The organism is Porphyromonas vaginalis, assembly GCF_958301595.1.
Lineage (GTDB): Bacteria > Bacteroidota > Bacteroidia > Bacteroidales > Porphyromonadaceae > Porphyromonas > Porphyromonas vaginalis.
In genome coordinates this window covers 686,548-709,670 of sequence record NZ_CATQJU010000001.1, presented here as the reverse complement: position 1 = coordinate 709,670, position 23,123 = coordinate 686,548, and the positions used below count along the sequence as shown (strand labels likewise).

Genomic DNA, 23,123 nt, shown 5'->3' with positions numbered 1-23,123 from the left:
ATCTCTTTGTTTTTTTAGGGGACTGATCCTTTGATCAGATTGGTATAACTCTTTTACTGAGGATCGTCAGATGCAGCTATACCTGATAGCCTTAAGATATATACTTAGTTGGGTTTAGTGATTTGTAGGAGGTATTGCTTGAGATCTGTATCAAAGAAGACTTCGCACTTAATCCCTTGCGCATTCATAGCAGAAATGGCATGAAATCGGTCATCATATTGATAATTCTCTGTAAAGCCATTATTAGCCAGCCACTGTTTTAGTTCTGCAGATTGTAGCTCTGTATCGTTGCTGAGACAATTGAGACGGCACATAATGTAAAGACCAGTGTACTTACCAAATGTGTAGCGGACGTAATGAAAGTTAGACTTCTTGAGGTCCTCTGCCTTAGTATTGAACTGTAGCTTGGTGTCACTAGAGTAGAGAGCATTGAACTCCCGAAGACCTAATGTTTGCTCAAAAGCCTTGATCTTATCGTGATCCTTTGTCTCTAGCTGGGTATAAGAGGGGAAGTCTTGGGCGTCAGTGATGACTCCATGATCCTTTTCGATATCGTTATCTGACGACACGTTTTTGTAGAGTAGTCTTACTTGTAGTGTTGTGTTAAGCTCCGTGTTGGGCTCGTCTAGAAGTAAGACAGAGACCTTAGAGTCATCACTTTTAGTAGCTGTGAGGGTTGCAGTACCATCATGTGATCCTTGAGTAAAGGAGTTAAAGCCAAGTTCGGAAAGCATCGCTTTTGTTTTAGGACAATCAGCGAGTGTCTCTTTGCTAAAAGCTACAATCATAAGATGCTGACCACTCTCCAGGTCGTAGATGACACCAGGGACAGTCTTTAGAGCCGTGTTGGCAAAGCCTCTAAATCTCTTGCCCTGTAGAGCTAGCTCTGTAGGGGTACGACCTAGAGCCTGCTCATGATCCAGTACGTCTTGACTAGTGATAGCTCCTTGAGTATCTGTTTGAGGATCGAAGTTGAGAGTGGGTAACTCGTTAGTTGTGACCTCTGAGAGCGTAGTGAACTCAACCTTGGTGAGTGGTCCCCACTCGTTGTTGCCGTTCTTTGCTATGGCTAGCGCATAGTAGGCGGTGCTTGGTTTGAGGTCATTCCAAGCAGAGATATACGCCTCTGTGTGGTATGGCAGAGCCATACTCTCAGGGCTCTCCTTTAGGTACTCAAGTATCTCAGTCTCGTTGTACTTAGCTTTCTCGACAACGACCTCTCGATACGAAGAGGTGTTTTCATCGGGCGTGTTGACAATTATCACTGCAGACTCGGAGACCTCCTTGATCTTGACGTTTACCTTAGCAGTCTGGGAGGTACCCTTCTTAGCTGTCGTAACCTTAAACTCTTGGACATCGGAGTACTGACCGTCCTTATCTATTAGGACTACAAAGACAGAGTAGCTAGTGCCTGCGATAAACTCAGTCATGTTACTTGTTTTCTCACCCTCGTGGGCTTTGTGGGTCTCAAAGTCTGTACCATACAGTACAATGTAGTGCTTGAGGTCTGGGATGTGCATCATTTGAATCATTTGATCTCGCGCAGTCGCATCTGTTAGGTCATTGAGGAAGAAGTAACCAGCGACATCTGCATTGGGCTTTAGCGTAGCAGTGTAGCCAGTAGGCGTGATGTCTGTGAAGTCGACCTTGATCTGTGGGTCGCCAGCGAGCTTGCCCTTGGGTACTTTGAACTCAACGCGCTTGACGTTGCCTGGACAACCAAGCTCGTCATATGGGAGGAAGAGTGCCGTGTAGTCATACCCTTGCTGCATGCCAGAGAGGTCGTACTCTTTGCCCCCCTCAACGTTAAAGATCTGCACGCCCATACGAGCAGCCATCTCTGGGGTGAAGAGACTGAGACACTGCATGTCGTTCATCTGAGCGATCATAAAGCTCTCAGGCAGGATCACCTTGATGCTTCGAACGTCACCCCCTACGTCGCCTACCTTGAGCTTCATTTTACCAGTCGTACCATCTGCGTGTGGTGTGACGGTGGGGTTGAGCGTGAGGTCTACCTCGTCTGAGAGGAACTTGATACTATCGATATGCTCTACACGGTAGGGCAGTATCTCGCCACTCTTAGAGTAGATGAGCATGCGCTCGTTGCTCTGAGCCAAGACGAGCGAAGGAAGTAGGGCCAGGAGCCCTACTAGGATAATGTGTAGTATTTGCTTTTTCATTAGAGAGTTATCTTGAGGGTGTTGTGTACGTTTGTGGTAGCGATGTATAGCCCGCTAGGCCATTGGGTAGCATCTAGGATGCACGTAGTAGAGGTGATGGCCTGCTGTGAGACTAGCTGCCCATCAGCGGTGTAGATGTAAAGTGTCTCATCGCTGGCTGTAAAGCCCTCGAGGTGGAGCTCCTGCCCCACCTTGTAGTAGCTCAGAGTAGCGGCCGGAGCTAGCAGAGGCGATGCGATGTGGGTCGTGTTGTCCTTGCGGTCTTGAGCAAAAAAGAGCTTGTCGATGTCGTTGATCTTCAGCATCTCGGGTGTAAAGTGCTGGCTGGCATCGCTGCGCTCTACTTTGATAGCACCAGTCTCAAAGGTGATCTTGCTGATTTTGGTCAAGTCGTAGCACAGCTCCTTATTCTCAGTCGTCTTGACTACTAGTGTCGTGGGGAGTGCTTGAGCGGTCACCACTTGAGGTAGTAACAAGAGCCAGAGTAGAGGGGCAAGTACGAGTCCTTTTGTAACTCTTTTCATAGCTGTTTGTAAATTGAATTGATTGTTTTTGCTTGGAGAGCAAATCAGTGCGTGATCACGATTGTCACTCTCCCTCAGAGTTGGCAAAGGTAGCGTTTTTCGGCGACCTATCACCGAACGCCCAGTTTTGGGAGAAACTCAATGTCGGCGCGTTGCAATAATTTAGAGTCGATTACGTATGGATACGGTTCTGTGTCGGGGAAAAGTGATTCCCACGTGGATATTTCGAAATCCCCACGTGGAGAATAAAAAATTCCTCGGAGGAATGAAATGAAACTTCGGAAGAATGAAATGAAACTTCGGAAGAAATGATTCGCGCCCATGTGGAAAAAGAAAAATATCCATGTGGAGATTTGAGATTCCCCACGTGGATGTTCGAGAAAAGAGGGAATCGGACGAATTTCCCCGTAAAGATATGTAGATAGAGATTAGAGGTTAGAGCTTAGAAGTTAGAGATTAGAAGCTAGAGATTAGAGATCCAATCACTCTGATAGCTCCGATGGTTCCGATAGCTAACAGCCAATAGCTAACAGCTAACAGCCAATCCATGGGTGGCACATTTATATATAGTGACCTCATCTATGCCTTGCTTGTCGCTATGTGTAGCTCCTGACAGAGCGATTATAATGCGTCAGCCCTGTGTCGATGGGTGAGCTGTTCCTTTTTTCATTACCTTTGTATGGGAGGTTATCGATACTCTTTAGAGCGGATGCTCGCAGACCTCCGATATTCAACTAAAGACTAGGTATATATATGGCAAAGAAAAATGAGAGGATCGTTGTCACTCCTCCTATTACAGACGTCGAAGCGAAAATGAAGGCGCTGGAGACTACGATGGGACGCATACAGAAGCAGTTTGGCAAGGGCTCTATCATGAATATGGCAGATGATGCTGTGGAGGATGTGAGTGTGATCCCCTCGGGGAGCTTGACGCTCGACATAGCTCTCGGTGTCGGGGGGTACCCTCGTGGACGTATCATAGAGATCTTTGGACCGGAGTCTTCGGGTAAGACGACGCTGGCTATCCACGCTATTGCCGAGGCGCAGAAGCTGGGCGGTATCGCTGCGATCATTGATGCGGAGCACGCTTTTGATCCGACTTATGCACAGGCTCTGGGAGTGGACATTAGCCGTCTGTGGATCTCTCAGCCTGATGATGGTGAGCAGGCTCTAGACATCGCGGAGCAGCTGATTCGCTCGTCGGCGGTGGATATTCTTGTTGTGGACTCGGTTGCTGCTTTGACGCCTAAGGCAGAGATAGAGGGTGAGATGGGAGATACGCAGGTGGGTCTGCATGCACGTCTCATGTCTCGTGCTATGCGCAAGATCACGGCTGCCGTGAGTCGCTCTAAGACTTGCTGTATCTTCATCAATCAGCTACGTATGAAGATCAGCAGTGGCTATAGTCCTACGGGTCCTAGCGAAGTGACGACAGGTGGTAATGCGCTCAAGTTTTACTCCTCTGTGCGTCTAGACATACGCGCCTATAAGCAGATCAAGAAGGGTGACGATGTGGTCGGTAAGGTGACGAATGTGCGCGTGGTCAAGAACAAGGTGGCTCCTCCCTTCCGTCGTGCTGAGTTTGACATACTCTTCGGTCAGGGCATCAACCGTGTAGGCGAGATTATTGATGCGGCTACTGATATGGGCATCCTCAAGAAGAGTGGCTCGTGGTTCTCCTATCAGGGCAATAACATAGGTCAGGGTCGTGATGCGGTCAAGGAGCTGCTCGATGACAATCCCGAGCTGGCAGACGAGGTGGCTCAGCAGGTGATGGATCAGCTAGCTCATGAAGGTAAGCTACACCTTTCTCCAGATGCCTCTGAGGGTGCGGAGGGCGAAGATCTAGACACGACAGATCAGCTGGTCGATGAGGACTTTGATATATAAATAGTCAGAGGGGCGTGGGGTGTGTGAGTGCAGACTCTTGCACCCTGCGCGTCTCTCTGATCTACGCTATCAGATAGAGCTGGGTCTATTACGGCCTGGTAAATTGACAAAGCATAGTTACCATGACAGCTCCACATCTTCCTAATGGTTGGCAGCGACTCTCTGATCGTACGGATGACGAGTATACACCTGAGTGTATCTCTGTGCTCCAAGAGGACGAGATATTTGTCTTCGGCAGTAATCTGCTAGGACATCACATGGGAGGTGCTGCACGTACTGCGCGCCTCATCTTTACTGCAGAGATGGGAGTCGCCGAGGGCTTGACGGGGCAAGCTTATGCCTTGCCGACTCTGGGTAAGGATATGCGTCGAGTGGCTCCCGAGGCTCTGCGTGCGAGCCTCCAGAGGTTGATACTCTTTGCCCTAGATCATCCTATGCTCACGTTTTACCTTACGGAGGTGGGGTGTGGCATCGCTGGGTGGTCTGCAGAGGAGGTGAGTGCCTTGCTGTGGGAGGCTGTGCGTGAACTCTCGGAGGAGGCTTATGAGCTACGAGCTATGCCAGCTAATCTCGTGATCCCGAAGCGATTTAGTAAGTCGTGAGTCTCTCCGTAGATCGTCTCTCTCTCTCGGGTGAGCAGTACACTCGATGGTGTGCTGAGATCCCCTCGCTACCGCTCTACCTGCAGCCGTGGTGGCTCCTAGCAGCATCGGGGATGGGAGAGATGGATGTACTCACTACGACGGGGCGTAAGGAGGGTGCTCCGACGCTTATATGGCCTCTCTTTATGCCCACACGTCGTCACCTGATTGTGCCTCCCTGCTGTCAGTGTGCTGGTCCTCTGAGTGATCGTCTGGGGGCGGTGGGGGAGAAGCCTTTCGATCGGGATCGATACATTGCTCATCTAGCAGCTATGCAAGCTCTGAGCGAAGCTCTGCCCTCATCACTACGCTATATAGAGGCGCACCTGCCGCTAGACTACTGGGACTGGCTACCATGCGAGACGCCTGCGGGAGCATGGCGTAGCTCGATTGCTTATACCCACCTTCTTGACTTGACGCAAAGTGAGCCTCAAGCATTGTACAATAGTTTGATCCGCCGGAAGGTGCGCCGTGCTACTGCTTTGGATCTGCGAGAGATTTGGGCTGAGGAGACGAGTGTGTCAACCTGCGCGGAGATGCTGGTGGACCTTTGCCGTGAGAGTCTGCAGCGTAGCGGAGGCGATCGTCTCTGTGCCTCCTCGCTGAGACGACTTGTGGCGGCTGCTATGGCGCGTCGGCAGGGTGCTCTCTTATTGCTACTCTCCTCGCAGACGGGTGAGCCCGTGGCGGGAGCCTTTGTGGCACATCATGCTGGCACTGCCTACTATATTGCGGGTGGACAGGCGAGAACGCCTGAGGGAGAGGATGCGATGGCGCTACTGCTGGATAAACTGATCACATGGAGCCGAGAGGCGGGGTGTCACACCTTCGACTTTGAGGGATCGATGCAGCCAGGCATCGCCTTTTTCTTTCGCAGCTTTGGGGCTGTGCCACACCCTTACCTACGCTTGCAGGCGGGGCGACAGACACTCGCTATGCGTCTGCAACTGCGTCGGTACTATCTACAGCATCTCTATTGAGCTCGTTTAACTTGTAAGCTATCGATCTATATGCGACACTACGAGGCGACAGAATATATCTTATCGTTTCTACTTGGAGATGCGACTCCGCTCGACATCTCGGGCAAGATCCGCATCGCGCGTCATGCGCAGATGCAGCACTCACCAGACTATGTCGCTTACTGCCGTCCGGAGGAGGCGGAGCCGTATCATCGTGTGGTGATTGTGCCGTCGGGCTTTTTTGACTACGAGCAGTATGGCCGTGCAGAGTCGATGCCTGAGCTGCCTCTGGCGGAGTGGCACGGCATGCCTCTGCTCTTTGGAGAGCCTCGTGAGGAGTATATCGACACCCCGTATGGTAGGCGTCTGGTGATCTATGCTGACTTGGTGGCTAGTAGCTTCTTCTTGCTATCACGCTACGAGGAGATGTACTATCGTCAGCGGCGGGATGAGCATGGACGCTTCCCTGGGCGTGAGTCGCTGCCATACCGTGCGGGCTTCTTGGAGCGTCCGCTGGTAGATGAGTATGCTGCGGAGCTACGACGCCTGATGAGCGAGATAGGCCTGGCGGTGCAGCCGATGGTACAGGGCTTTAGCTCGGTCTCTCTGACACATGACCTTGATCAGCCCTACTATAGCTCGGGTGTGCGGGGCTTCCTGCGCTTGCTACTCAAGGAGCGCCTCCCCCTGCGGGCTGCTTATCGCAATACTTTCTCACGAGCTAGCGAGGATCTCTTCTTTAGCTATGGACGCTTCCTCGATTGGAATGTGGAGACCCAGCGTAAGTGCGCAGCTCCTGTGCGAACGATCTTCTTTATCAAGACTCCCAGCCCGCATCCACTGGACAAGCCTAACTATACGCTGCGCAATCGCAAGATAGCAGCGATCATGCGGTTGGCTCGAAGGCGCAAGGTGGAGTTTGGACTGCACCTAAACCTCTACTGCTCTGAGCATCCTGAGGCGGTGGAGGCTGCTAAGATAGAGCTAGAGACGGAGCTAGGTGAGTCGGTCATCTACTCGCGCCATCACTACCTAGCGGTGCGTGAGCCAGAGGATTACAATGCACTCCTTGGTGCGGGTCTCTACCACGACTACTCGATGGCTTATGCCGATGTGGCGGGCTTTAGGCTAGGTACCTCACGGCCTGTGCGCTTTATCAATCCGCAAAGTCTAGAGGTCACAGACCTGATCCTGCATCCGCTCACGGTGATGGACTACACGCTGCACGATGAGAAGTATATGCACCTAGACTACGCAGAGGCTGAGCGTGTGGCTGTGGCCATGGTCGATCAGACGTACAAGTATCATGGAGAGGTGACGCTACTCTTTCACAATGAGAACTTGCTGCTAGACGATCCGCACATTTACCACACACGTCTGTACCGCACCCTACTGCGACAGATTATCAAGCTCTCGCCAGCGTCTGATATCGTTGGGTTATAGTCTTTGCTCGCCTATGAGTCCTCATCGTATCTTGCTACTGACTGACCTGCTGCCCCCGCAGTTTGCGCCCCGTATCACGGCACTCTTGCAGCGGCTCCCCGGGGATGACTGGCAGGTTGATGTAGTGAGCGAGGAGATACGAGGAGAGCACCTCGGCTCTCACGGCTCTGTGGAGCAAAAAAGTAGCTTGCCGGCACATCGCCTGGAGCGGGTGCCACTAGCTCCTAGACGGGGCAGAGCACTCTACGCACTTGCAGATGCGCTATGGCAGGTGAAGAGCCAGCGCTTCGTACGTCACTTGCGACAGCACTACGACTTGACACAATATGCGCTGATCGTGGGGATGAGTTATCGTACATTCCCACTACCGGCGGTCGCTCGCTTGGCACGGCAGACGAGGCTACCCGCCGTGATGGACTGTCGAGACATCGTCGAGGAGTATACGCCAGAGGGCTTTCTACCAGCACCGCTACCACGGTGGGTGCCTCTGCGCAGAGAGGCTTATAGTTGGCTGCGAAGACAATTTATCAAAGCTCGTACAAAGGCGCTCAAGGCAGCCACAGTTATCACTACTGTCTCTGAGTGGCACCGAGATCAGTTGCAGCAGCTACACCCAGAAAAGCAGGTCGTCTGTATCCCTAATGGTTATGACGAGAGACTTTTTGTCGCACAGCCTGAGGAAGCTCCTCAGTTGCCTTTGCGCATTGTTTATACAGGTCGGCTCCTTTCTCTCGAGATGCGTGACCCGACGCTACTCCTAGAGGCACTGCAAGCTGAGGCGCTGAGTAGGTGGGTTAGTCGTGGTGCTGTCGAGGTGCATTGGTACTGTGACAATGCTTCGCAGCAACTTCTAGAGAGTCTCCTAGAGCGTTATAGCGATGAGGTACGAACTTGTCAGCACTTTCACGCTATGGTGCCTTATGCTGAGGTACCGACGCTGCTGGCTCAGGCAGACATGCTCCTCCTCTTGGGTCGTCGCGAACAGCCTGAGGGCCCTCACGGGATGGTTACGACCAAGCTCTTTGAGGCGATGGCAATGCGTCGACCTATCCTGATGGTGGAGAGTGACGAAAGCGTTGTGGCTCAGAACCTCAGAGCACATGGAGGAGCACTTGCGGCTACTGAAGTGGCGCAGGTGGTAGAGTTTGTTGCCCACCATTTAGAGCGTCTGGAGCGTGGCGAGGTGTTGCCGATAGATACCTTTACAGAGCACTATAAGCAGTATACGCGAGCAGCAATGGCGGAGGCTTTTGCGCAACTCTTCGGCACACTCGTCTGAGTGCTTTCCCTTTGTCCAGTCAGGCATAAATGCATCAAGCCCAGCAAACGAAGAGTCTGCTGGGCTTGATCTGTATAGGCGTATAGCCTATGCAATGCTTATTAGTAGTTTTCAGCCATTGGCTCGAAGAACTCCTGTGGATGATCGCAGGCGGGGCACTTAGCTGGAGCTTTCTTAGCCTTAACGACGAAGCCACAGTTGCGGCACTGCCAGTAGATCTCCTCGTCACGCTCGAAGTACTTGCCAGCCTCGACACGCTCTAGGAGCTTGAGGTAGCGCATCTCATGCTCATGCTCAGCCTTAGCTACGTTGCGATAGACGGCTGCAATGGTCTTGAAGCCCTCCTCCTCAGCGATGTCGGCGAACTCAGGATACATCTCCTCAGCCTCGCAGTGCTCACCAGCAGCGGCGGCCTTGAGGTTCTCAGCGGTGGTGCCGATGACTCCAGCGGGGAAAGCAGCGGTGATCTCAAGCTCACCACCCTCGAGGAACTTGAAGAAGCGCTTAGCGTGCTCCTTCTCCTGATCAGCAGTCTCTAGGAAGACAGCCTCGATCTGACGATAACCCTCCTTGCGAGCTACTCCGGCGAAGTATGTATAGCGATTTCTAGCTTGTGACTCTCCAGCGAATGACTTCAGGAGATTCTGTTCGGTACGTGTACCTTTGATTGACTTAGTACTCATATATAGGTATTCTAAAGGTTGAATGGATTCATTACCACCACAAAGATACCTATTTATTATGAGTTCTGCAAATATGCCCTGAGAAACCACACAGCCCGCATCATATAAGCAAAGCCCCTAGAGCGATTAGGAGATCGTCTAGGGGCTTGCGTCTTGTTGCTTAGCGGAGTGGGGCGCTTATGCCTCTTCCTGCTCGATAGCTAGTTGTCCACGGTAATAACCACACTCAGGACAGATGGTGTGATATACGTGCCATGCTCCACAGTTGCTGCACTTAGCTAGTGTGGGAGTTGCTGCTTTGTCGTGCGTTCTACGCTTGGCAGTGCGCATTTTGGACTGCCGTCTTTTGGGATGTGCCATTGTTTATCTATTTTATTATTTATCCTTCTCTTGATGTAGTGAGTCACGCAGCGCACTGAGCTGATCCCAGCGACTATCCGTCTCTCGCTCTGCCTCGGGGTCGAGATCATCTAGGATGGCCTGCATATCCTCGGCACAAGCTCCATCAGGATGCACTCGGCTGATGGGGAGTGAGAGCACGATGAGGTCGTAGATCAAGTCAGCACAGTCGAGTGAGGGGCTGTGACGCGGCACGATGATCTCCTCATCGCTTACCTCCTCGTACTGGTCGCCAAGCTTGACAACAATATGTTGAGACATCTCGATGCTCATCTCTAGGGGAGCTAAGCAACGATCACAATGTGTCTGAACAGATCCTGTGAGCGTCAGCTGAAGGTCGAAGGTCTCTCCGACCCGATCCACGCGGATGGCGCATGCTACGGGACCTCCGCTGAGGTCAAACGTAGGGCGTGACTGTAGAAAAGCTGAGTCCACAACAAAGTCTTCGGTCGAGACGCCTTGTGGCAATCCCTTGAAATATATCGTATAGTGACCTCCGTGAGACATAGCGTACTACAACTTCTCTAAAAAAATGCTTCCAGAGTGACACCATAAGGTGTACTCTAGGGGTATGAGCGCAAAGGTACAGAAAAATCGGTAGACGGCAAGCGACTGGCGGTTGGCTATCAGGGTTGACTCATTATATATTATTGCTGTCCGACTACTCGATTTCGATCAATCTACAGTTTCTTACCTATGAAACTTTTGGTTCACCCAAGTGGTACTGATAGTTAGCACCTTTCTGCAGAACGATCTACTCGATGCCTCCTCAAAAAAAGCTTTCATCGGATAGCCATAATATATATAATGTGTCAGGCCTGTATTAGCCGAGATTAGTATTTCTTAGTTGAATATACATGGCACTAGTGCTTCTAGGAGCAGATCTCTCAGGGCTGACGCATTATAAATGACAAGCTGATTGTGATCTTAAGAGGGAGAATGAAAGGCCTAAAAAGTGAACTCAATATAGTCGCAAAAACTCTTCATTTTTCTCTTCAAAAAGCTTGTCCATGTCGTAGGTTTTTCGTACCTTTATAACTGATAATCAATACAATGAGTAATCTCTATGAGCATATTCAATCAGCTTCTAATGGTCGAAGATCCACGCATAAATCGATGCAAAAAGTTCCCCCTAGGATACATCCTTACGACGGTATTCACAGCTACTCTCTCTGGCTGCTCCTCTTGGTACGAAATAGAAGACTATGCAGAGGAGTACAAGGTTGATCTGGAGGCTCTATATGAGCGTATATCAGGAGAGTCGAGCTCTTGGGGAGTCCCCTCTCACGACACGCTCAATCGGGCTATCAGTCTTCTTGATCCCAATCAGATAGAGCTAGTCTACAAAGCCTTCCTGGAGGAAAGCTTTGAGATAACAACGGGCAAGCACATCTGTCTAGATGGTAAGACGATGCGAGGCGTTAAGAAGCTAGACTTCGATGCCGACAGCCATTGCGTTACAGCCTTTGACCCTCAGCAGCAAGCTTCATTGGCTCAGGTATATATCTCCACTAAGTCTAATGAAATCAATGCCATCAAAGAAATTCTCAAGGCTCTAGATCTGCGAGACACCGTCATCACTATTGACGCTATCGGCACTCAAACCGATATAGCAACCGCAGTGGTCGGGAAGGGTGGTGACTACCTACTCCAAGTTAAAGATAATCAGAAACTAACGAAGGAAGAGATGCAAAGTTTCTTTTGTCCCCTCTACGATGCTCATATCGTGCATCAAGAGCAGAAAGACTTTGGTCACGGGCGAATAGAAACACGCACGATGAGTAGCATCGTAAACCCTTTATCTCTAGATCCAGACTCGACTTTAGACAAATGGAAAGGGCTGAAAAGTGGTTCATCCGAGATTCTGTGTGATGACCTGATCGTGGAGAGCAAAAAGTCTTAGTTGAAAGTAGTCCATATCTCTGTATCCGTAGGCAATCCTTTTGAGGACTTTGATCTTGTTATTGATTCCTTCGACCACCCCATTGGAAATGGGGTGATCATACCAATTTAGAATGCCCCATTGATAGAGCCGGATAGTTTTAGCTATTTGTTTGACATGCCTAACACCCGAATCGTCTGCTTGTTCGAGCCACTTCTTCAAAAACGACTCAGCCTTTTCTTTTGAGGTCTGCTGCCAGAATAGTCTAAGATCTTCTTTGAGGTAGTATGCTATAGCTAGAGGCTTGTTCATAGCCAGCACATTCTCTAACCTTGTGCGATGAAGCGCATCCATTACGTCTGCTCCATTTGCTAGAAGTAAATACCTAACTCCTTTGATAACCTTACGCTTATTGAGATCTGTCTCCTCTCTATATAGGTCTTTGCGAAGAGCATCGATCTTCTGATTCATCAACTTCATAATATGAAAGTGGTCTAAGACTATCTGAGCTTTCGGTTGATACGCCATCACTGCGCTTATATAGGCTGGGGAAAGATCGCAGCTGACTGCTTCAAGCGTTATCTTTCTACGTTTGAGCATTTCCCAAAAAGGGGTTAGGGCTTCTTTGTCTTTACCTGGATGACTATAAACAATCCGTCCCGTGTCGTGGTCTACGACAATGGTTTCGTAAATGTGTCCTTTTCTAACAGCAAATTCATCTATGCCGATGCGTTTGAGTCCTTTTAATTTGGGGCTTTTGTATCGCTTGTTTAGGTAGTCTTTATGGATGCTTTTGATTAGATCCCAGCCGACACCTAGATGGTTCGCAACAGCCTTAATCGTTCCCATTCTAAGTAAGTCAATGACATGCTGCGCAAATCTATAAGTATAGGACTTGCCTTTCAATACTCCAGGAATCTTTTGCCAGCCATCCCAATGGCAAGAGGTGCATTTATAGCGTTGGTTCGTCAGCTTGAGATAGCAACGGCGGGAGCCAATAGGTAAGGTTTGTATCTGTCGCATTCTTGTTCCATTTTTGAGCAAGGTGTAGGAGTGGCAATGGGGGCAATAACAAAGCGGACGTGTGGAGCGTACGTGTATGATTGTTTTGTTACCTTTGTACTCGCAACGAGTATTGACAACGTCTCGTACTCCAAAGCTGTGATATAGGAAGCTGGTTTCTATCATAAGTACTAACGAATAGTATTGGTTAACTTTTTCAAAGGTACTAAAGATAGAGCCAGCTTCTTTCTTAGCCCACGATCAGGTCATAACACAAAATCTCGGATGATCCTTTTTTATTTTCCACGTGGGCGTGATTCATTTCTTCCGAAGTTTCATTTGATTCCTCCGAGGAATTTTTTATTTCCTACCTGGGAAATAAAAATTCTCCACGTGGAGATTTTGAAATATCCACGTGGAAATCACTTTTCACCGACACAGCCCCATTTCGATATGTAGCCGGATCTAAATTATTGCAATGAGCCAGCGTTGGGTTTTCCCAACCAAAGCTGAGCCTTGTATAGTTGCTCTGCTTGACTGTTTTGATTACCTTTGAGTTTGATTACGCCTTTGCGATAAAAGATTACCTTTGCACTGAGGGTATGACTCCTGGCGATGAGCGATCTGGATAGGAGACTTAGTGCTGGGTGTCTTGCCTGTTATGTAGCAATGTCTGACGCAAAAACATTATCGCATCATGGCTTTTAAGAACTGTACCAAGTGCGGAGCCTCAGTCCCAGCTGGCTCGGCGACCTGCCCACAGTGTGGCAACCCTATGGGTCAAAGTACGAACAATCCCAAGCGAAAGATGTGGACGATCATCATCGCGGCAGCTGTCGTTGTCGTGGGGTTGTGTTGCGTCCTCATCCGTACTCTGTCTAAAGGTTGTGCTAAGGAGTCACCCTCAAGCGATTTGGACCTAGCAGGCATCGAGCAAAGCGACACGACTGGTGTGGAGGGCGAGATAAACGAAAACTTTGTCCAGCTAACTCCTGAGTTTATTGAAGCCATCCAGAAGTATGACGATCTAAGCCTCTTTAGCGAGGGGTATGCAGCTGTCTGTAAGAATGGCAAGTGGGGCTACATCGACAAGACGGGTCGGGAGGTGATACCGTGTCAGTATGATTGGGCCAATCCCTTTCATGAGGGGCTAGCCTCTGTGCGGATTTCTTATGACTCAGGCTATGGCTTCATCGACACCACAGGGTGTGAAGTGATCCGACATCGTCCGGAGATAGAGATACCAGGCGAGTTTTCTGAGGGGCTGGTGGTTGTCATAAACGAGTATAATGATCACTTTTTCGTCCTAGACAAGGAGGGACGCAAGGTCTTTCAGGGTGCTTATGGCGATGGTCCCTATGTCCCCTATACTAGTATCGGTATGGGACCTTTTGCCAATCCAGCTTATATCGAGAAGTTCATTGATGGTAAGCTCTACATTCCTAAGGGTGAGTCAGGATACAAAGTCTATAACGCCGAAGGGAAGAAGGTCAAAGATGTGAGTGACAGCGAGATGGAGCGGATCACAAAGCGCACCATCGCTGGCCAAGCTCAGACCTTCACGCACACGCTCTACACGGGTAAGATGTATGGCACAGAGACGGCTGAGCTATACCTCTGGGGCGTGAAAGATGCCAACGGCAAGATAATCATCCCAGCAGAGTATGATCAAGCTAGCATCTATCTCTGGCCAAAAGAAATAGACCTCTCTAATGGTGTGATCCCTGTAGTCTTGGTAGAGTATGGCGAGCTTAGTTTTCTACAAAGGCAGGCCATCTTCATCCCTGGAGAAGGCAGTAAGGAGTATCACGGCTATGTGGACCTAAAGGGTCACGACACCTTTCCCAAGGGACTTAAAGGGCGATGCAAAAAGTCCAGGCTAAGAGCTATCGAGCTCTACAAAGCTACAGAAGCTGCTGAGGAAGCCGAAGCGGAAGCAGCAAGAGCAGTGGCAGAAACATCAAAAGCCGTAACAAACGCACTAGGAGATGATGTAGCAGTAGCAGCAGACGAATAAGCCGTAGTAGCAATGGTAGACGAAGCAGTACTATGGGTGGATGAAGACTGGTAACGTATAGTAGGCCTAGAGACTGAGGGCTTCTCCAAATACGCAAGCAGCCCCCTCACCATACGTGGTGGTAAGGGGGCTGCGGTTTTCGTCTCAAGGAGCAGGCGAAGTGTCGTCTACTACCCATTGGAGACTGTTGCATAAAGGCGAATCGCTGTGTTGCTTTCGGGATTCGGCTTCGGTCACATACGGATGTATGCTCCCTTCAGACCTCACACTCAGCGCCTTGCGCTTCATCCTTTCTGCAAAGTCTGGACAATCTTGCTTGCAAGATTGTGAGACTGTTGACTTTTGCAACAGTCTCCATTGAGATACTGTCACTGGGACAGCATCATGAGATCAAGGTTTACTGGTCATCCTCATTGACGATTGCTAGGAGCTTGTAGCACAGCTCGTCTTTCTTCTCATAGGACTTGTCGAGGTATGAGGCGACATACTCCTCTTCAGTCTCGTACTCGGAGTCAACAAGAGCTTTGATGGCCGCATCCTTATTCTCCTGTGTAGAATCCTCTAAGTATCGCAACATCTCGGAGGGGATGTTCTGTACATCGGTCGATGATATGAACGAACCGTCTCGTAGCGTCACGTTTTTCACCTCATACTTGATCGTGTATCGATCATAGATGTCAGGCTCATCACTAGAGACGTAAGTCCAATAAGTAGAATTAGACCGTGTGCAATTCTTCAGTCTCTCTAGCTGCCAAGTGCCTGTGGATCCATAGTTCCACTGTTCATTCTCCTCACTCCATAGTCCGAAGTAGACCTCACAATCCTCTATCGCACCATTGGGATAGGCTATATCCACCCAAAAAGCTGGATGATACATGGTATAGTAAGAGTCGTCATCTCTTTGATACGTCGTATGGAAGGTGAGCTGGATGTAAGCACTCGGGTCATGCTTTTTGTAAAACTCAGTCCACTCCTGCGAGAGTGTCCCAAACTTTGTCTCGTACTCCTTACTATAGTCCACGTATTCAGTTCGGGCTTCACCTTGGAGCTTTTGCTTCTCCTCTTGGCTATTGATGTAGTCTAGGTAGTCGATCATCTGCTCGTAGGTGATGGAGCGATAGGTATCCTCCTCTGGCGTGCCGACGACCTTATCGCGTATCTCATTGAAGAGGCTCCTGTACTGAAGGAGCTGTGGGCAGCTCTCCCGCTTTGCCTCTAGTTGCTGCTGTGTCAGTGGCTCCAAGATACTCTTCTTGAGGATTCTCGCCTCAGACACAGTGTTCCACACGAAAAGACCTATAACTAGAGCTGCAACGACTGAGCCCCCGATGATAAGACCATTCCGTAGTCTCTTCTTAGCCTGTGGAGACATAGGCTTCTTCTGACGAGGAGCCTCGGAAGGAGTGGGCTGAGGCTGTGAGCTGGAAGCCGTCGGTAGCTTGACCTCAGCATTGCTACAGTAAGGGCAGGTCTTATAGCTATTAGGGACGAGGTGTCCACAAGTAGGACACCTCCTCACATTTACTAAGTTTAGCCTAGTCATATCTACTCCTCGTTAGTGGTGGAGGTACTCTCTGTAGCTGACCCTGTGACAACAGAAGATACAATCGGCTCTTCTTGTTTTTGGGTGCCACTAGCCAGTGACTCCTCAGCCTCTGGCATCACTGCTGCGCGGTGTATGTCGCCAAGGTCTGATACATTGTTGGCCACGAGGGCTCTGATCAGTAGTCGCTCTGAGATAGCGTGAGCAGACAGTATGATCGGATAGCTGATCAGGAAGAGGATCAAGCACAATAGAGGGATTGCGAGTAGACCTCCGAAGAGAATGATCAAGAAACCTACAAAGTCTCCTCCACCGGAAATGAGTGCAAGGACATAGAGGATAAGATAGGCTCCCATAGTTGAGACAAAGAGGTATATACCATTCCACTCCCCCAGGCATCTGACGATGTGAGCACATACGGGGATGGCCTTGATCTTGTCTCCGACCCTAACTGTGGCATAGAGATCACGCTGCCTATTACGCCAATAGAAAAAGCCGAAGAAGCCCAGAGCCAAGAAGTAGACGATAAGGACAAGTACCCCAAGGTAACTCACGATAGTGGCCCATCCCCCCAGAGAGTCGATAAAGTCATTAACCGGAGGGATGAACAGGAGTACGATAGGTAGGAACACCGGGAGGAAGGTAGAGACCCCGATTAAGATGTAAAACACCTTGATAGGACTCCGGAAGAATCGTCCACTGTCGATGTACTGCAAGAGACGATCCACATACTGCTTGATTAGTTTCATAGTTTATTGGTGTTTAAGTGATAGTCAGTCTGTACGAACGAGCCGCAATTTCTTCTCTTCGGCGACTAGAGAACGATCCTCTTGCGTCACAATACGTTTCGTTTGAGGACAAAGATAAACACTTAAATCTGAAAATGCAATAGTTTGTCAACAGCTAGACTCCAGCTAAGCTTAGCGAAGAAGAAAAACGAGGCGTAAAGGTCAAAAACTGATATCCACGTGGAGTGTTCGAAATCCCCACGATAAGCTTTAGTCAGGGGGGAGTGCTGTCATACATTCGTCTTGTATAGTTGCTCTGCTTGACTGTTTTGATTACCTTTGAGTACGCTTTTGCTATACTGCTTGAAGCTATTCAAGCCATCTCACTTACTAATCCACGTCACGATATGACTACGACTAACGAACCTCACCCCTCAGCTCCCGAGGAAGACTCTCCAGATGCTCCTCGAGATGAGCAACGCATCATCATATACAACAGCGAGGACGGGCGAGCTAAGGTCACGCTCTATGCCCGAGATGGTAGCGTCTGGATGAATCAAAGCCAGCTCGCAGAGCTTTTTGACACCTCTATCCCTAACATCAGTATGCATATATCAAACATACTGAAAGATAGAGAGTTGGTGCGCGATTCAGTTATTAAGGAGTACTTAACAACTGCCACAGACGACAAGCAATACAGCGTCACCTTTTACTCCTTAGAGATGATTCTTGATTCCCTGGGTCTATGGCACAGCTACCGCGAAAAGAGTATCTTTGCAGTAGTAGAGACTACGTCTCATAGACTCAATCAACATATTACGAAGATGACACAGATAGCAAGATGGTTTACAGCACTCACCCTGACGCTCTTACTAGCCGGGTGTGGCGTCGTGCCGATCACCGGACGACAGCAGCTCAATCTTGTGTCGGACGCTGAGATATCGGCGGCCAGCGCACAACAATATAATCAGTTTATTCGCAAGGCGAACGTGGACAACAACTCGCCCCAAGGACAGCAGACGCTCCGTGTGGCGAAGCGCATAGCACAGGCTACCGACAACTATCTACGCAACAACGGATACGACCAGATAGCGCAAGCGACACAGTGGGAGTTTAACTTCGTCCGTGATCGTCAGGTCAATGCCTTCTGTATGCCTGGTGGTAAGATCGTCGTCTACAGTGGATTGCTTCAAGCGACGCGTCCTACCGATGACGAGCTAGCAGCAGTCATAGCGCACGAGGTCTCTCACGCTGTGGCTAAGCATGCCAATGAGCGCATTAGCCGTGAGATGCTTACGCAGCTAGGCGGACAGGTCTTGACAGGGATGGTCGGCTCGAAGAGTGCAGCGCTCGGGGGCATCCTGCAGCAGGTTTATCCGATCGGTTCGCAGCTCTTGGTCTCGCTTCCTTATGGTCGCAAGCAGGAGTATGAGGCGGACAAGATCGGCATGGTCTTCATGGCTATGGCGGGCTACGATCCTGCAGCAGCCGTGACGCTCTGGCAGAAGATGGCACAGCAGGGACAGAAGACACCTGAGTTCCTCAGCACTCACCCGAGTGATCAGAACCGCATACGAGCCATCCAGGAGTTCCTCCCCGAGGCACGTCAATACTATAGCGGTCCTGGTGTTATGTCGCAAGGACCTAAGGTACAGCTCAAGTCGCTCCACAAAAAGAGTAGCAGTCAAGCGGCTAGCCAGCTGAGAGACAGTGGAAGCTCTTCGTCTGCTAAGCAGCAGGACGGAGGAGGCTTTCACTATGAGCCTGTCAATCGCTAATGAGCATGTGGGAGCGAGGCTTCGTCCACTACTATTACGGTACGGGCAAAGGTAAGAGTACCGCAGCCATGGGACTGACCATGCGCACGCTCGGTCATGGTGGGCGGGTCTACATTGGGCAGTTCATCAAGACGATGCGCTACGGTGATGTGCTCTTTCTGGAGCAGCATACGAAGCGTGAGGAGTGCACCATCGAGCTGTATGGATCGATGTATGGCGGCACGGGCTGCCTGATAGATCACGCGGCTAGTCCTCAGGACGTGCAGGCTGCCGAGCAAGGGCTGGCACGAGCTGTCGAGCAGATGTGCTCGGGACTGTACGATCTAGTCATTTGGGACGAGGTCTCTATGGCTGTCGGCTTGGGGTTACTCAAAGTAGAAGATCTCATCGATGCCATCAAGCAGCGCCCCGAAGTGTGCGAACTGGTCCTCACGGGACGACAATACTGCGAGGAGTTGCTCCCACATTGTCAGCTTGTCACTAACTTTGCAGAGGTCAAGCACTATTACCAGGACGGAGTCTTATCTCGCACTGGGATCGAGCATTGACCCACTTAGCTTTTAATTCTTATGATACGTATCACACAATATATCTTACCGCTACTTTTCGGCCTATTGCTGCTTTCTTGCAATAAGGACCAGCAGAGCCAGCAAACGAATCAGGAGGAGCAGGAGACGCCCCGCGTGGCTACGCCATTTGAGGCGGATAGTGCGTACAACTTTGTGGCCAAGCAGGTCGCCTTCGGGACTCGAGTCCCAGGATCTCCGGGACATACCGCTTGTCTTGCGTGGATGAAAGAGCAGCTGACACAGTACGGTGCCACGGTTGTGGAGCAAAGCTTTGAGGCGACAGCACATGATGGGACGAAGCTTCCGCTGACCAATCTGATCGCTTCGTACAACCCCTCTGCCTCGCAACGCATCCTCCTCATGGCGCACTGGGATACACGTCCCTGGGCCGACAAAGATCCTAATGCTGCCAACCATACGCAGCCAATCCTTGGCGCAGACGATGGAGCTAGTGGCGTAGGCGTCCTACTTGAGGTGGCTCGGCTACTAGGCAGTGTCGCGCCGCCTCAGACGATCGGCGTGGACATCGTGCTCTTCGATGGAGAGGACTACGGTGCTTACTCAGACGAGGAGAGCTGGTGTCTAGGCTCTACCTACTGGAGCAAGAATCCGCACGTGGCTGACTACCAAGCGATGGGCGGCATCCTGCTAGATATGGTAGGCGGACGTGATGCGACCTTCTACTGGGAGTACTTCTCCAAGAGCTACGCACCGCAGCTACTTACGAAAGTGTGGAGCAAAGCGGTCGAACTAGGCTACGGATCCTACTTTTACCAAGCTGACGGTGGGGGCTTGACCGACGACCATGTGCCCGTGATTCGCAATCTCGGCATCCCCTGCATTGATATTGTCAATTACGATCCACGGAGCGACGAGGGCTTTGCCCCCTATTGGCACACACTACAAGATAACATGAGCAACATCTCGGCAGAGACGCTGGGAGCTGTCGGGCATACCGTCATGGCGGTGCTCAAAGATCTAGATGCTCACTGATTAGACTTATCAACTTATGACTATAGACGAACGACAAGAGGAGCTCATCTCACAGTTTGAACTGGTAGACGACTGGATGGATCGCTACCAAATGATCATCGATCTGGGCGACCAGTTGGAGCCTGTCGATGATGCGGAGCATACGAGCGAAAATCTCATCGACGGCTGTCAGAGCCGGGTGTGGATCATCATTGCTCCACAGGAAGACGGCACGCTACACCTCAAGGCAGATAGCGATGCGCTCATCACCAAGGGCATTGCCGCTATGCTCCTCTACTGCTACAATGATCAGCCTGCGCAGGCTATCGTAGAGACACCTCTCTACTTCATTGACCGACTGGGACTCCAGTCACACCTCTCACCGACACGGAGCAACGGGCTTCAGTCGATGTATGAGACGATCAGACGACGTGCTCAGGAGTTTCTGAGCCTCTAAGAGATAGATTATGACCCCTTTTAGACAGATTGATGTAGCCGACCGCTCCACAGTCTTTCCTTATATATATTATGCTGCAGAGCCTATCTGCGATATCTCCTTTGCCAACCTTTATGGCTGGGCGGTGCAGTACGAGACTTCGTGGGCTATCGGTGGCACACAGACGCTGGTGATCCGCTTTCGCTCCCCACGCCGAGACCACCCCGTATACCTCTGCCCCTTCTGTCGTGACGACAACTCGTGGACGATGACCATCAAGGAGCTCATGGAGATCTCCGAGCGGGAAGCTTATCCACTCGTCTTCATGGGCGTGACTTCGAGTTGCAAGGAGCGACTGGAGAAGCTCTTTCCCGATGAATTTGTCCATATCCAAGACGATGACTACATCGACTACGTCTATCTCAGAGACAAGCTCGCACGGCTCAATGGCAAGAAGCTTCAGTCGAAGCGCAATCACATCAACCGCTTCGAAGCTACCTACCCCGACTACCGCTACCTGCCCATCACCACAGACGATCTGGAGCGTGTCGCACACTTTGCCGATGAGTGGCTGGCGCATGCCGAAGCGACGGGCGAGCCTGACCCTAGTCTGCATGTGGAGCGAAAGGTCATACAGCGATTCCTCGACAACTACGAGGCGCTGGAGATGCGTGGCGGTATGATCGAGATCGGCGGCGAGATCGTTGCCTTTACACTGGGATCGCCCATCACGGAGGACACCTTTGACGTGCATATCGAGAAGGCGCGCACCGACATCGACGGCGCCTATACGATCATCAATCGTGAGTTCGCTCGCAGCATCCCTGAGCAGTACACTTATGTCAATCGGGAGGAAGACCTCGGGCTGCCCGGCTTGCGTAAGGCAAAAGAGTCTTATCGTCCTGAAGTACGCCTCGTGAAGCACACCTGCGTGTGGCGTCGCCCAGAGTGGGCTGGTGAGCTGGAGTCCTAACCATGAGACTAAAGGCAGAGACGCAACGACTCTACGAGGAGATCTGGCGCACCACCTTTGGGGATAGCGAGGACTTTATCGCGCTCTATAGTCGTACTACCTTTGACCCACGTCGCACCCATCTGCTCACCGCTCTAGACCAGAGCCAAGCACTCAGTCATGTGCAGTACCTCCCCTACCTGATGCGCTACCGTGACCAGTGCTGGCGCGCTGGTTACATCTCAGGCGCAGCCACCGCGAGTGACCAGCGGGGCAAAGGACTCGTACAGCACCTCATGCAAGCAAGTCACCAGCAGATGTGGCGAGAGGGTTGTCTCTGCGCCTTCCTCATACCGGCCGAGGAGTGGCTCTACCAGTTTTACCGCAAGATGGGCTACGCCACGCTCTATGGCAAGCGATGCACCCCCACGCCAGAGGCGAAACCCTCAGACCTCCCATCTATTGAAGCTTGGCAGCACTACCGAAGTTGGCAGGCAGCACTCGCCGAGCAACACCCTACCGTCACGCATAGTTACCTTCAGTGGCGCACGCTCCGAGAGAGCTTAGCACTTGAGGACGGAAGCATAGGCACGATTGGAGAAAGAACCTACTATTATTATAGAGATGCCGAGGGAGAGACGCAAAGCGTCCTAGCCATCCCTCCAGCAGAGGAGCCAGCCGACGGAGCCTTTGACCTGTCCGCGCCCTTTGGTATGTTGCGTCCACTGCGCATCGCTGAGCTGCTAACGTGGGCTATTGAGCTGGGCGTGCTAGAAGAGGATCCGCTCCTCCCCGCTGCGCTTTATCACGATGAGCAACGCATCGTCTTCGACCTGCTCGATGAGCAAATCCCGACGAATAGCGGTCGCTACTGCGTCTTGCGCCAGCGTCGCCAGCTACTCTTCGCACCGCGTCCTAACGATCGTCTCATCAACCCGCTCACACCCGATCAGCTGCTCGCAGCACTGCCCACCCTCCAGCATACGTTGGTCTACGCGATGATGGAGTGATCCCCCTATTTCCTAGATAAAAGCCTTTAGTGAGTATTGCTGTCCGATAAAAGTTTGAAAGGGCACATCAATGGCGGCTTGCTACAATAATTTAGATCCAACTACACATCGAAACGGCGCCGTGTCGGGGAAAAGTGATTTCCACGTGGATATTTCAAAATCTCCACGTGGGGAATAAAAAATTCCTCGGAAGAATGAAATGAAACTTCGGAGGAATCAAATGAAACTTCGGAGGA

At 50.8% G+C, this 23,123-nt stretch carries 21 protein-coding genes; 13 read left to right on the top strand and 8 right to left on the bottom strand.

Translation table 11 applies throughout. The features are described 5' to 3' along the window. Positions 1-104: 104 nt before the first annotated feature. Together Q2J34_RS02735 and Q2J34_RS02730 are read right to left on the bottom strand one after the other, a co-directional pair. Complete coding sequence (locus tag Q2J34_RS02735; protein WP_298888820.1) at positions 105-2,180, bottom strand: hypothetical protein; 2,076 nt, start codon at positions 2,178-2,180, stop codon at positions 105-107. After that, the gene (locus Q2J34_RS02730) at positions 2,180-2,704 is read right to left on the bottom strand and encodes a hypothetical protein (protein ID WP_298888822.1); all 525 of its coding nucleotides are present in this window, start codon (positions 2,702-2,704) and stop codon (positions 2,180-2,182) included. Before Q2J34_RS02730 ends, Q2J34_RS02735 begins: the two co-directional genes overlap by 1 nt. 753 nt (positions 2,705-3,457) lie before the next feature. Between Q2J34_RS02730 and recA the strand changes: the two genes are divergently transcribed. The 5 genes from recA (at position 3,458) to Q2J34_RS02705 (ending at position 8,916) form a co-directional block, all read left to right on the top strand. Continuing rightward, positions 3,458-4,594 (top strand): recombinase RecA, encoded by a 1,137-nt coding sequence (gene recA, locus Q2J34_RS02725; protein WP_300969208.1) that lies wholly within the window; start codon positions 3,458-3,460, stop codon positions 4,592-4,594. 122 nt (positions 4,595-4,716) lie between these two features. Next, positions 4,717-5,196 (top strand): A1S_2505 family phage non-structural protein, encoded by a 480-nt coding sequence (locus Q2J34_RS02720; RefSeq protein WP_298888826.1) that lies wholly within the window; start codon positions 4,717-4,719, stop codon positions 5,194-5,196. After that, a complete protein-coding gene (locus tag Q2J34_RS02715; RefSeq protein ID WP_298888828.1) occupies positions 5,193-6,215 on the top strand; it encodes a GNAT family N-acetyltransferase in 1,023 nt (340 codons plus the stop codon). Before Q2J34_RS02720 ends, Q2J34_RS02715 begins: the two co-directional genes overlap by 4 nt. Positions 6,216-6,245: 30 nt before the next feature. Next, complete coding sequence (gene vimE / locus Q2J34_RS02710; protein WP_300969207.1) at positions 6,246-7,637, top strand: UDP-2,3-diacetamido-2,3-dideoxy-alpha-D-glucuronate deacetylase VimE; 1,392 nt, start codon at positions 6,246-6,248, stop codon at positions 7,635-7,637. Between the two features lie 13 nt (positions 7,638-7,650). After that, positions 7,651-8,916, top strand: coding sequence for a glycosyltransferase (locus Q2J34_RS02705; protein WP_298888832.1), 1,266 nt, complete (start codon positions 7,651-7,653; stop codon positions 8,914-8,916). A 101-nt stretch (positions 8,917-9,017) separates the two neighbouring features. Here Q2J34_RS02705 and rbr read toward each other — a convergent pair whose 3' ends face one another. The 3 genes from rbr to Q2J34_RS02690 all read right to left on the bottom strand — a co-directional run bounded on the left by rbr (position 9,018) and on the right by Q2J34_RS02690 (position 10,505). Continuing rightward, the gene (gene rbr / locus Q2J34_RS02700) at positions 9,018-9,599 is read right to left on the bottom strand and encodes a rubrerythrin (RefSeq protein ID WP_298888834.1); all 582 of its coding nucleotides are present in this window, start codon (positions 9,597-9,599) and stop codon (positions 9,018-9,020) included. 177 nt (positions 9,600-9,776) lie between these two features. Next, complete coding sequence (gene rpmF / locus Q2J34_RS02695) at positions 9,777-9,959, bottom strand: 50S ribosomal protein L32 (RefSeq protein ID WP_004331464.1); 183 nt, start codon at positions 9,957-9,959, stop codon at positions 9,777-9,779. 15 nt (positions 9,960-9,974) lie between these two features. Then, positions 9,975-10,505 (bottom strand): YceD family protein, encoded by a 531-nt coding sequence (locus tag Q2J34_RS02690; RefSeq protein ID WP_298888837.1) that lies wholly within the window; start codon positions 10,503-10,505, stop codon positions 9,975-9,977. A 559-nt stretch (positions 10,506-11,064) separates the two neighbouring features. On the opposite strand from Q2J34_RS02690, the gene Q2J34_RS02685 reads away from it, so the two are divergent. Further along, positions 11,065-11,901, top strand: a complete 837-nt coding sequence (locus tag Q2J34_RS02685; protein WP_300969206.1) for an ISAs1 family transposase — start codon at positions 11,065-11,067, stop codon at positions 11,899-11,901. On the opposite strand, the gene Q2J34_RS02680 is transcribed toward Q2J34_RS02685, so the two are convergent. Beyond that, a complete protein-coding gene (locus Q2J34_RS02680) occupies positions 11,851-13,068 on the bottom strand; it encodes an ISL3 family transposase (protein WP_422763822.1) in 1,218 nt (405 codons plus the stop codon). The genes Q2J34_RS02685 and Q2J34_RS02680 overlap by 51 nt on opposite strands. A 589-nt stretch (positions 13,069-13,657) precedes the next feature. Between Q2J34_RS02680 and Q2J34_RS02675 the strand changes: the two genes are divergently transcribed. Then, entirely contained in the window at positions 13,658-14,899 is a 1,242-nt protein-coding gene (locus tag Q2J34_RS02675) for a WG repeat-containing protein (RefSeq protein ID WP_298889687.1), read from the top strand. 397 nt (positions 14,900-15,296) lie between these two features. On the opposite strand, the gene Q2J34_RS02670 is transcribed toward Q2J34_RS02675, so the two are convergent. Together Q2J34_RS02670 and Q2J34_RS02665 are read right to left on the bottom strand one after the other, a co-directional pair. Then, the gene (locus tag Q2J34_RS02670) at positions 15,297-16,442 is read right to left on the bottom strand and encodes a zinc ribbon domain-containing protein (protein ID WP_298889685.1); all 1,146 of its coding nucleotides are present in this window, start codon (positions 16,440-16,442) and stop codon (positions 15,297-15,299) included. 2 nt (positions 16,443-16,444) lie between these two features. After that, complete coding sequence (locus Q2J34_RS02665) at positions 16,445-17,191, bottom strand: hypothetical protein (RefSeq protein WP_298889683.1); 747 nt, start codon at positions 17,189-17,191, stop codon at positions 16,445-16,447. Positions 17,192-17,577: 386 nt separating this feature from the next. Between Q2J34_RS02665 and Q2J34_RS02660 the strand changes: the two genes are divergently transcribed. Genes Q2J34_RS02660 through Q2J34_RS02635 form a run of 6 tightly spaced genes read left to right on the top strand, consistent with a single transcriptional unit; the run spans position 17,578 to position 22,887 of the window. Beyond that, positions 17,578-18,948: a M48 family metalloprotease gene (locus tag Q2J34_RS02660; RefSeq protein WP_298889681.1), complete on the top strand. Its 1,371-nt coding sequence runs from the start codon at positions 17,578-17,580 to the stop codon at positions 18,946-18,948. Beyond that, positions 18,948-19,496 (top strand): cob(I)yrinic acid a,c-diamide adenosyltransferase, encoded by a 549-nt coding sequence (locus Q2J34_RS02655; protein WP_298889679.1) that lies wholly within the window; start codon positions 18,948-18,950, stop codon positions 19,494-19,496. Before Q2J34_RS02660 ends, Q2J34_RS02655 begins: the two co-directional genes overlap by 1 nt. 21 nt (positions 19,497-19,517) lie before the next feature. Continuing rightward, positions 19,518-20,510 (top strand): M28 family peptidase, encoded by a 993-nt coding sequence (locus tag Q2J34_RS02650; protein WP_298889677.1) that lies wholly within the window; start codon positions 19,518-19,520, stop codon positions 20,508-20,510. 16 nt (positions 20,511-20,526) lie between these two features. Beyond that, the gene (locus tag Q2J34_RS02645; RefSeq protein WP_300969205.1) at positions 20,527-20,946 is read left to right on the top strand and encodes a SufE family protein; all 420 of its coding nucleotides are present in this window, start codon (positions 20,527-20,529) and stop codon (positions 20,944-20,946) included. Positions 20,947-20,956: 10 nt separating this feature from the next. After that, positions 20,957-21,898: a DUF2156 domain-containing protein gene (locus Q2J34_RS02640; protein WP_300969204.1), complete on the top strand. Its 942-nt coding sequence runs from the start codon at positions 20,957-20,959 to the stop codon at positions 21,896-21,898. Between the two features lie 2 nt (positions 21,899-21,900). Beyond that, positions 21,901-22,887: a GNAT family N-acetyltransferase gene (locus Q2J34_RS02635; RefSeq protein WP_298889076.1), complete on the top strand. Its 987-nt coding sequence runs from the start codon at positions 21,901-21,903 to the stop codon at positions 22,885-22,887. Positions 22,888-23,123: the final 236 nt, after the last annotated feature.

Excerpts from the sequence above, each read along its gene's own strand:
- Q2J34_RS02665 (WP_298889683.1), bottom strand. The coding sequence starts at position 17,191 with ATGAAACTAATCAAGCAGTATGTGGATCGTCTCTTGCAGTACATCGAC.
- Q2J34_RS02640 (WP_300969204.1), top strand. The coding sequence starts at position 20,957 with ATGACCCCTTTTAGACAGATTGATGTAGCCGACCGCTCCACAGTCTTT.
- rbr (WP_298888834.1), bottom strand. The coding sequence starts at position 9,599 with ATGAGTACTAAGTCAATCAAAGGTACACGTACCGAACAGAATCTCCTG.
- Q2J34_RS02645 (WP_300969205.1), top strand. The coding sequence starts at position 20,527 with ATGACTATAGACGAACGACAAGAGGAGCTCATCTCACAGTTTGAACTG.
- Q2J34_RS02670 (WP_298889685.1), bottom strand. The coding sequence starts at position 16,442 with ATGACTAGGCTAAACTTAGTAAATGTGAGGAGGTGTCCTACTTGTGGA.
- Q2J34_RS02720 (WP_298888826.1), top strand. The coding sequence starts at position 4,717 with ATGACAGCTCCACATCTTCCTAATGGTTGGCAGCGACTCTCTGATCGT.
- Q2J34_RS02690 (WP_298888837.1), bottom strand. The coding sequence starts at position 10,505 with ATGTCTCACGGAGGTCACTATACGATATATTTCAAGGGATTGCCACAA.
- Q2J34_RS02680 (WP_422763822.1), bottom strand. The coding sequence starts at position 13,068 with ATGATAGAAACCAGCTTCCTATATCACAGCTTTGGAGTACGAGACGTT.
- Q2J34_RS02650 (WP_298889677.1), top strand. The coding sequence starts at position 19,518 with ATGATACGTATCACACAATATATCTTACCGCTACTTTTCGGCCTATTG.
- Q2J34_RS02655 (WP_298889679.1), top strand. The coding sequence starts at position 18,948 with ATGAGCATGTGGGAGCGAGGCTTCGTCCACTACTATTACGGTACGGGC.
- Q2J34_RS02735 (WP_298888820.1), bottom strand. The coding sequence starts at position 2,180 with ATGAAAAAGCAAATACTACACATTATCCTAGTAGGGCTCCTGGCCCTA.
- Q2J34_RS02685 (WP_300969206.1), top strand. The coding sequence starts at position 11,065 with ATGAGCATATTCAATCAGCTTCTAATGGTCGAAGATCCACGCATAAAT.
- recA (WP_300969208.1), top strand. The coding sequence starts at position 3,458 with ATGGCAAAGAAAAATGAGAGGATCGTTGTCACTCCTCCTATTACAGAC.
- Q2J34_RS02660 (WP_298889681.1), top strand. The coding sequence starts at position 17,578 with ATGACTACGACTAACGAACCTCACCCCTCAGCTCCCGAGGAAGACTCT.
- Q2J34_RS02730 (WP_298888822.1), bottom strand. The coding sequence starts at position 2,704 with ATGAAAAGAGTTACAAAAGGACTCGTACTTGCCCCTCTACTCTGGCTC.
- Q2J34_RS02675 (WP_298889687.1), top strand. The coding sequence starts at position 13,658 with ATGGGTCAAAGTACGAACAATCCCAAGCGAAAGATGTGGACGATCATC.
- Q2J34_RS02635 (WP_298889076.1), top strand. The coding sequence starts at position 21,901 with ATGAGACTAAAGGCAGAGACGCAACGACTCTACGAGGAGATCTGGCGC.
- rpmF (WP_004331464.1), bottom strand. The coding sequence starts at position 9,959 with ATGGCACATCCCAAAAGACGGCAGTCCAAAATGCGCACTGCCAAGCGT.
- vimE (WP_300969207.1), top strand. The coding sequence starts at position 6,246 with ATGCGACACTACGAGGCGACAGAATATATCTTATCGTTTCTACTTGGA.
- Q2J34_RS02705 (WP_298888832.1), top strand. The coding sequence starts at position 7,651 with ATGAGTCCTCATCGTATCTTGCTACTGACTGACCTGCTGCCCCCGCAG.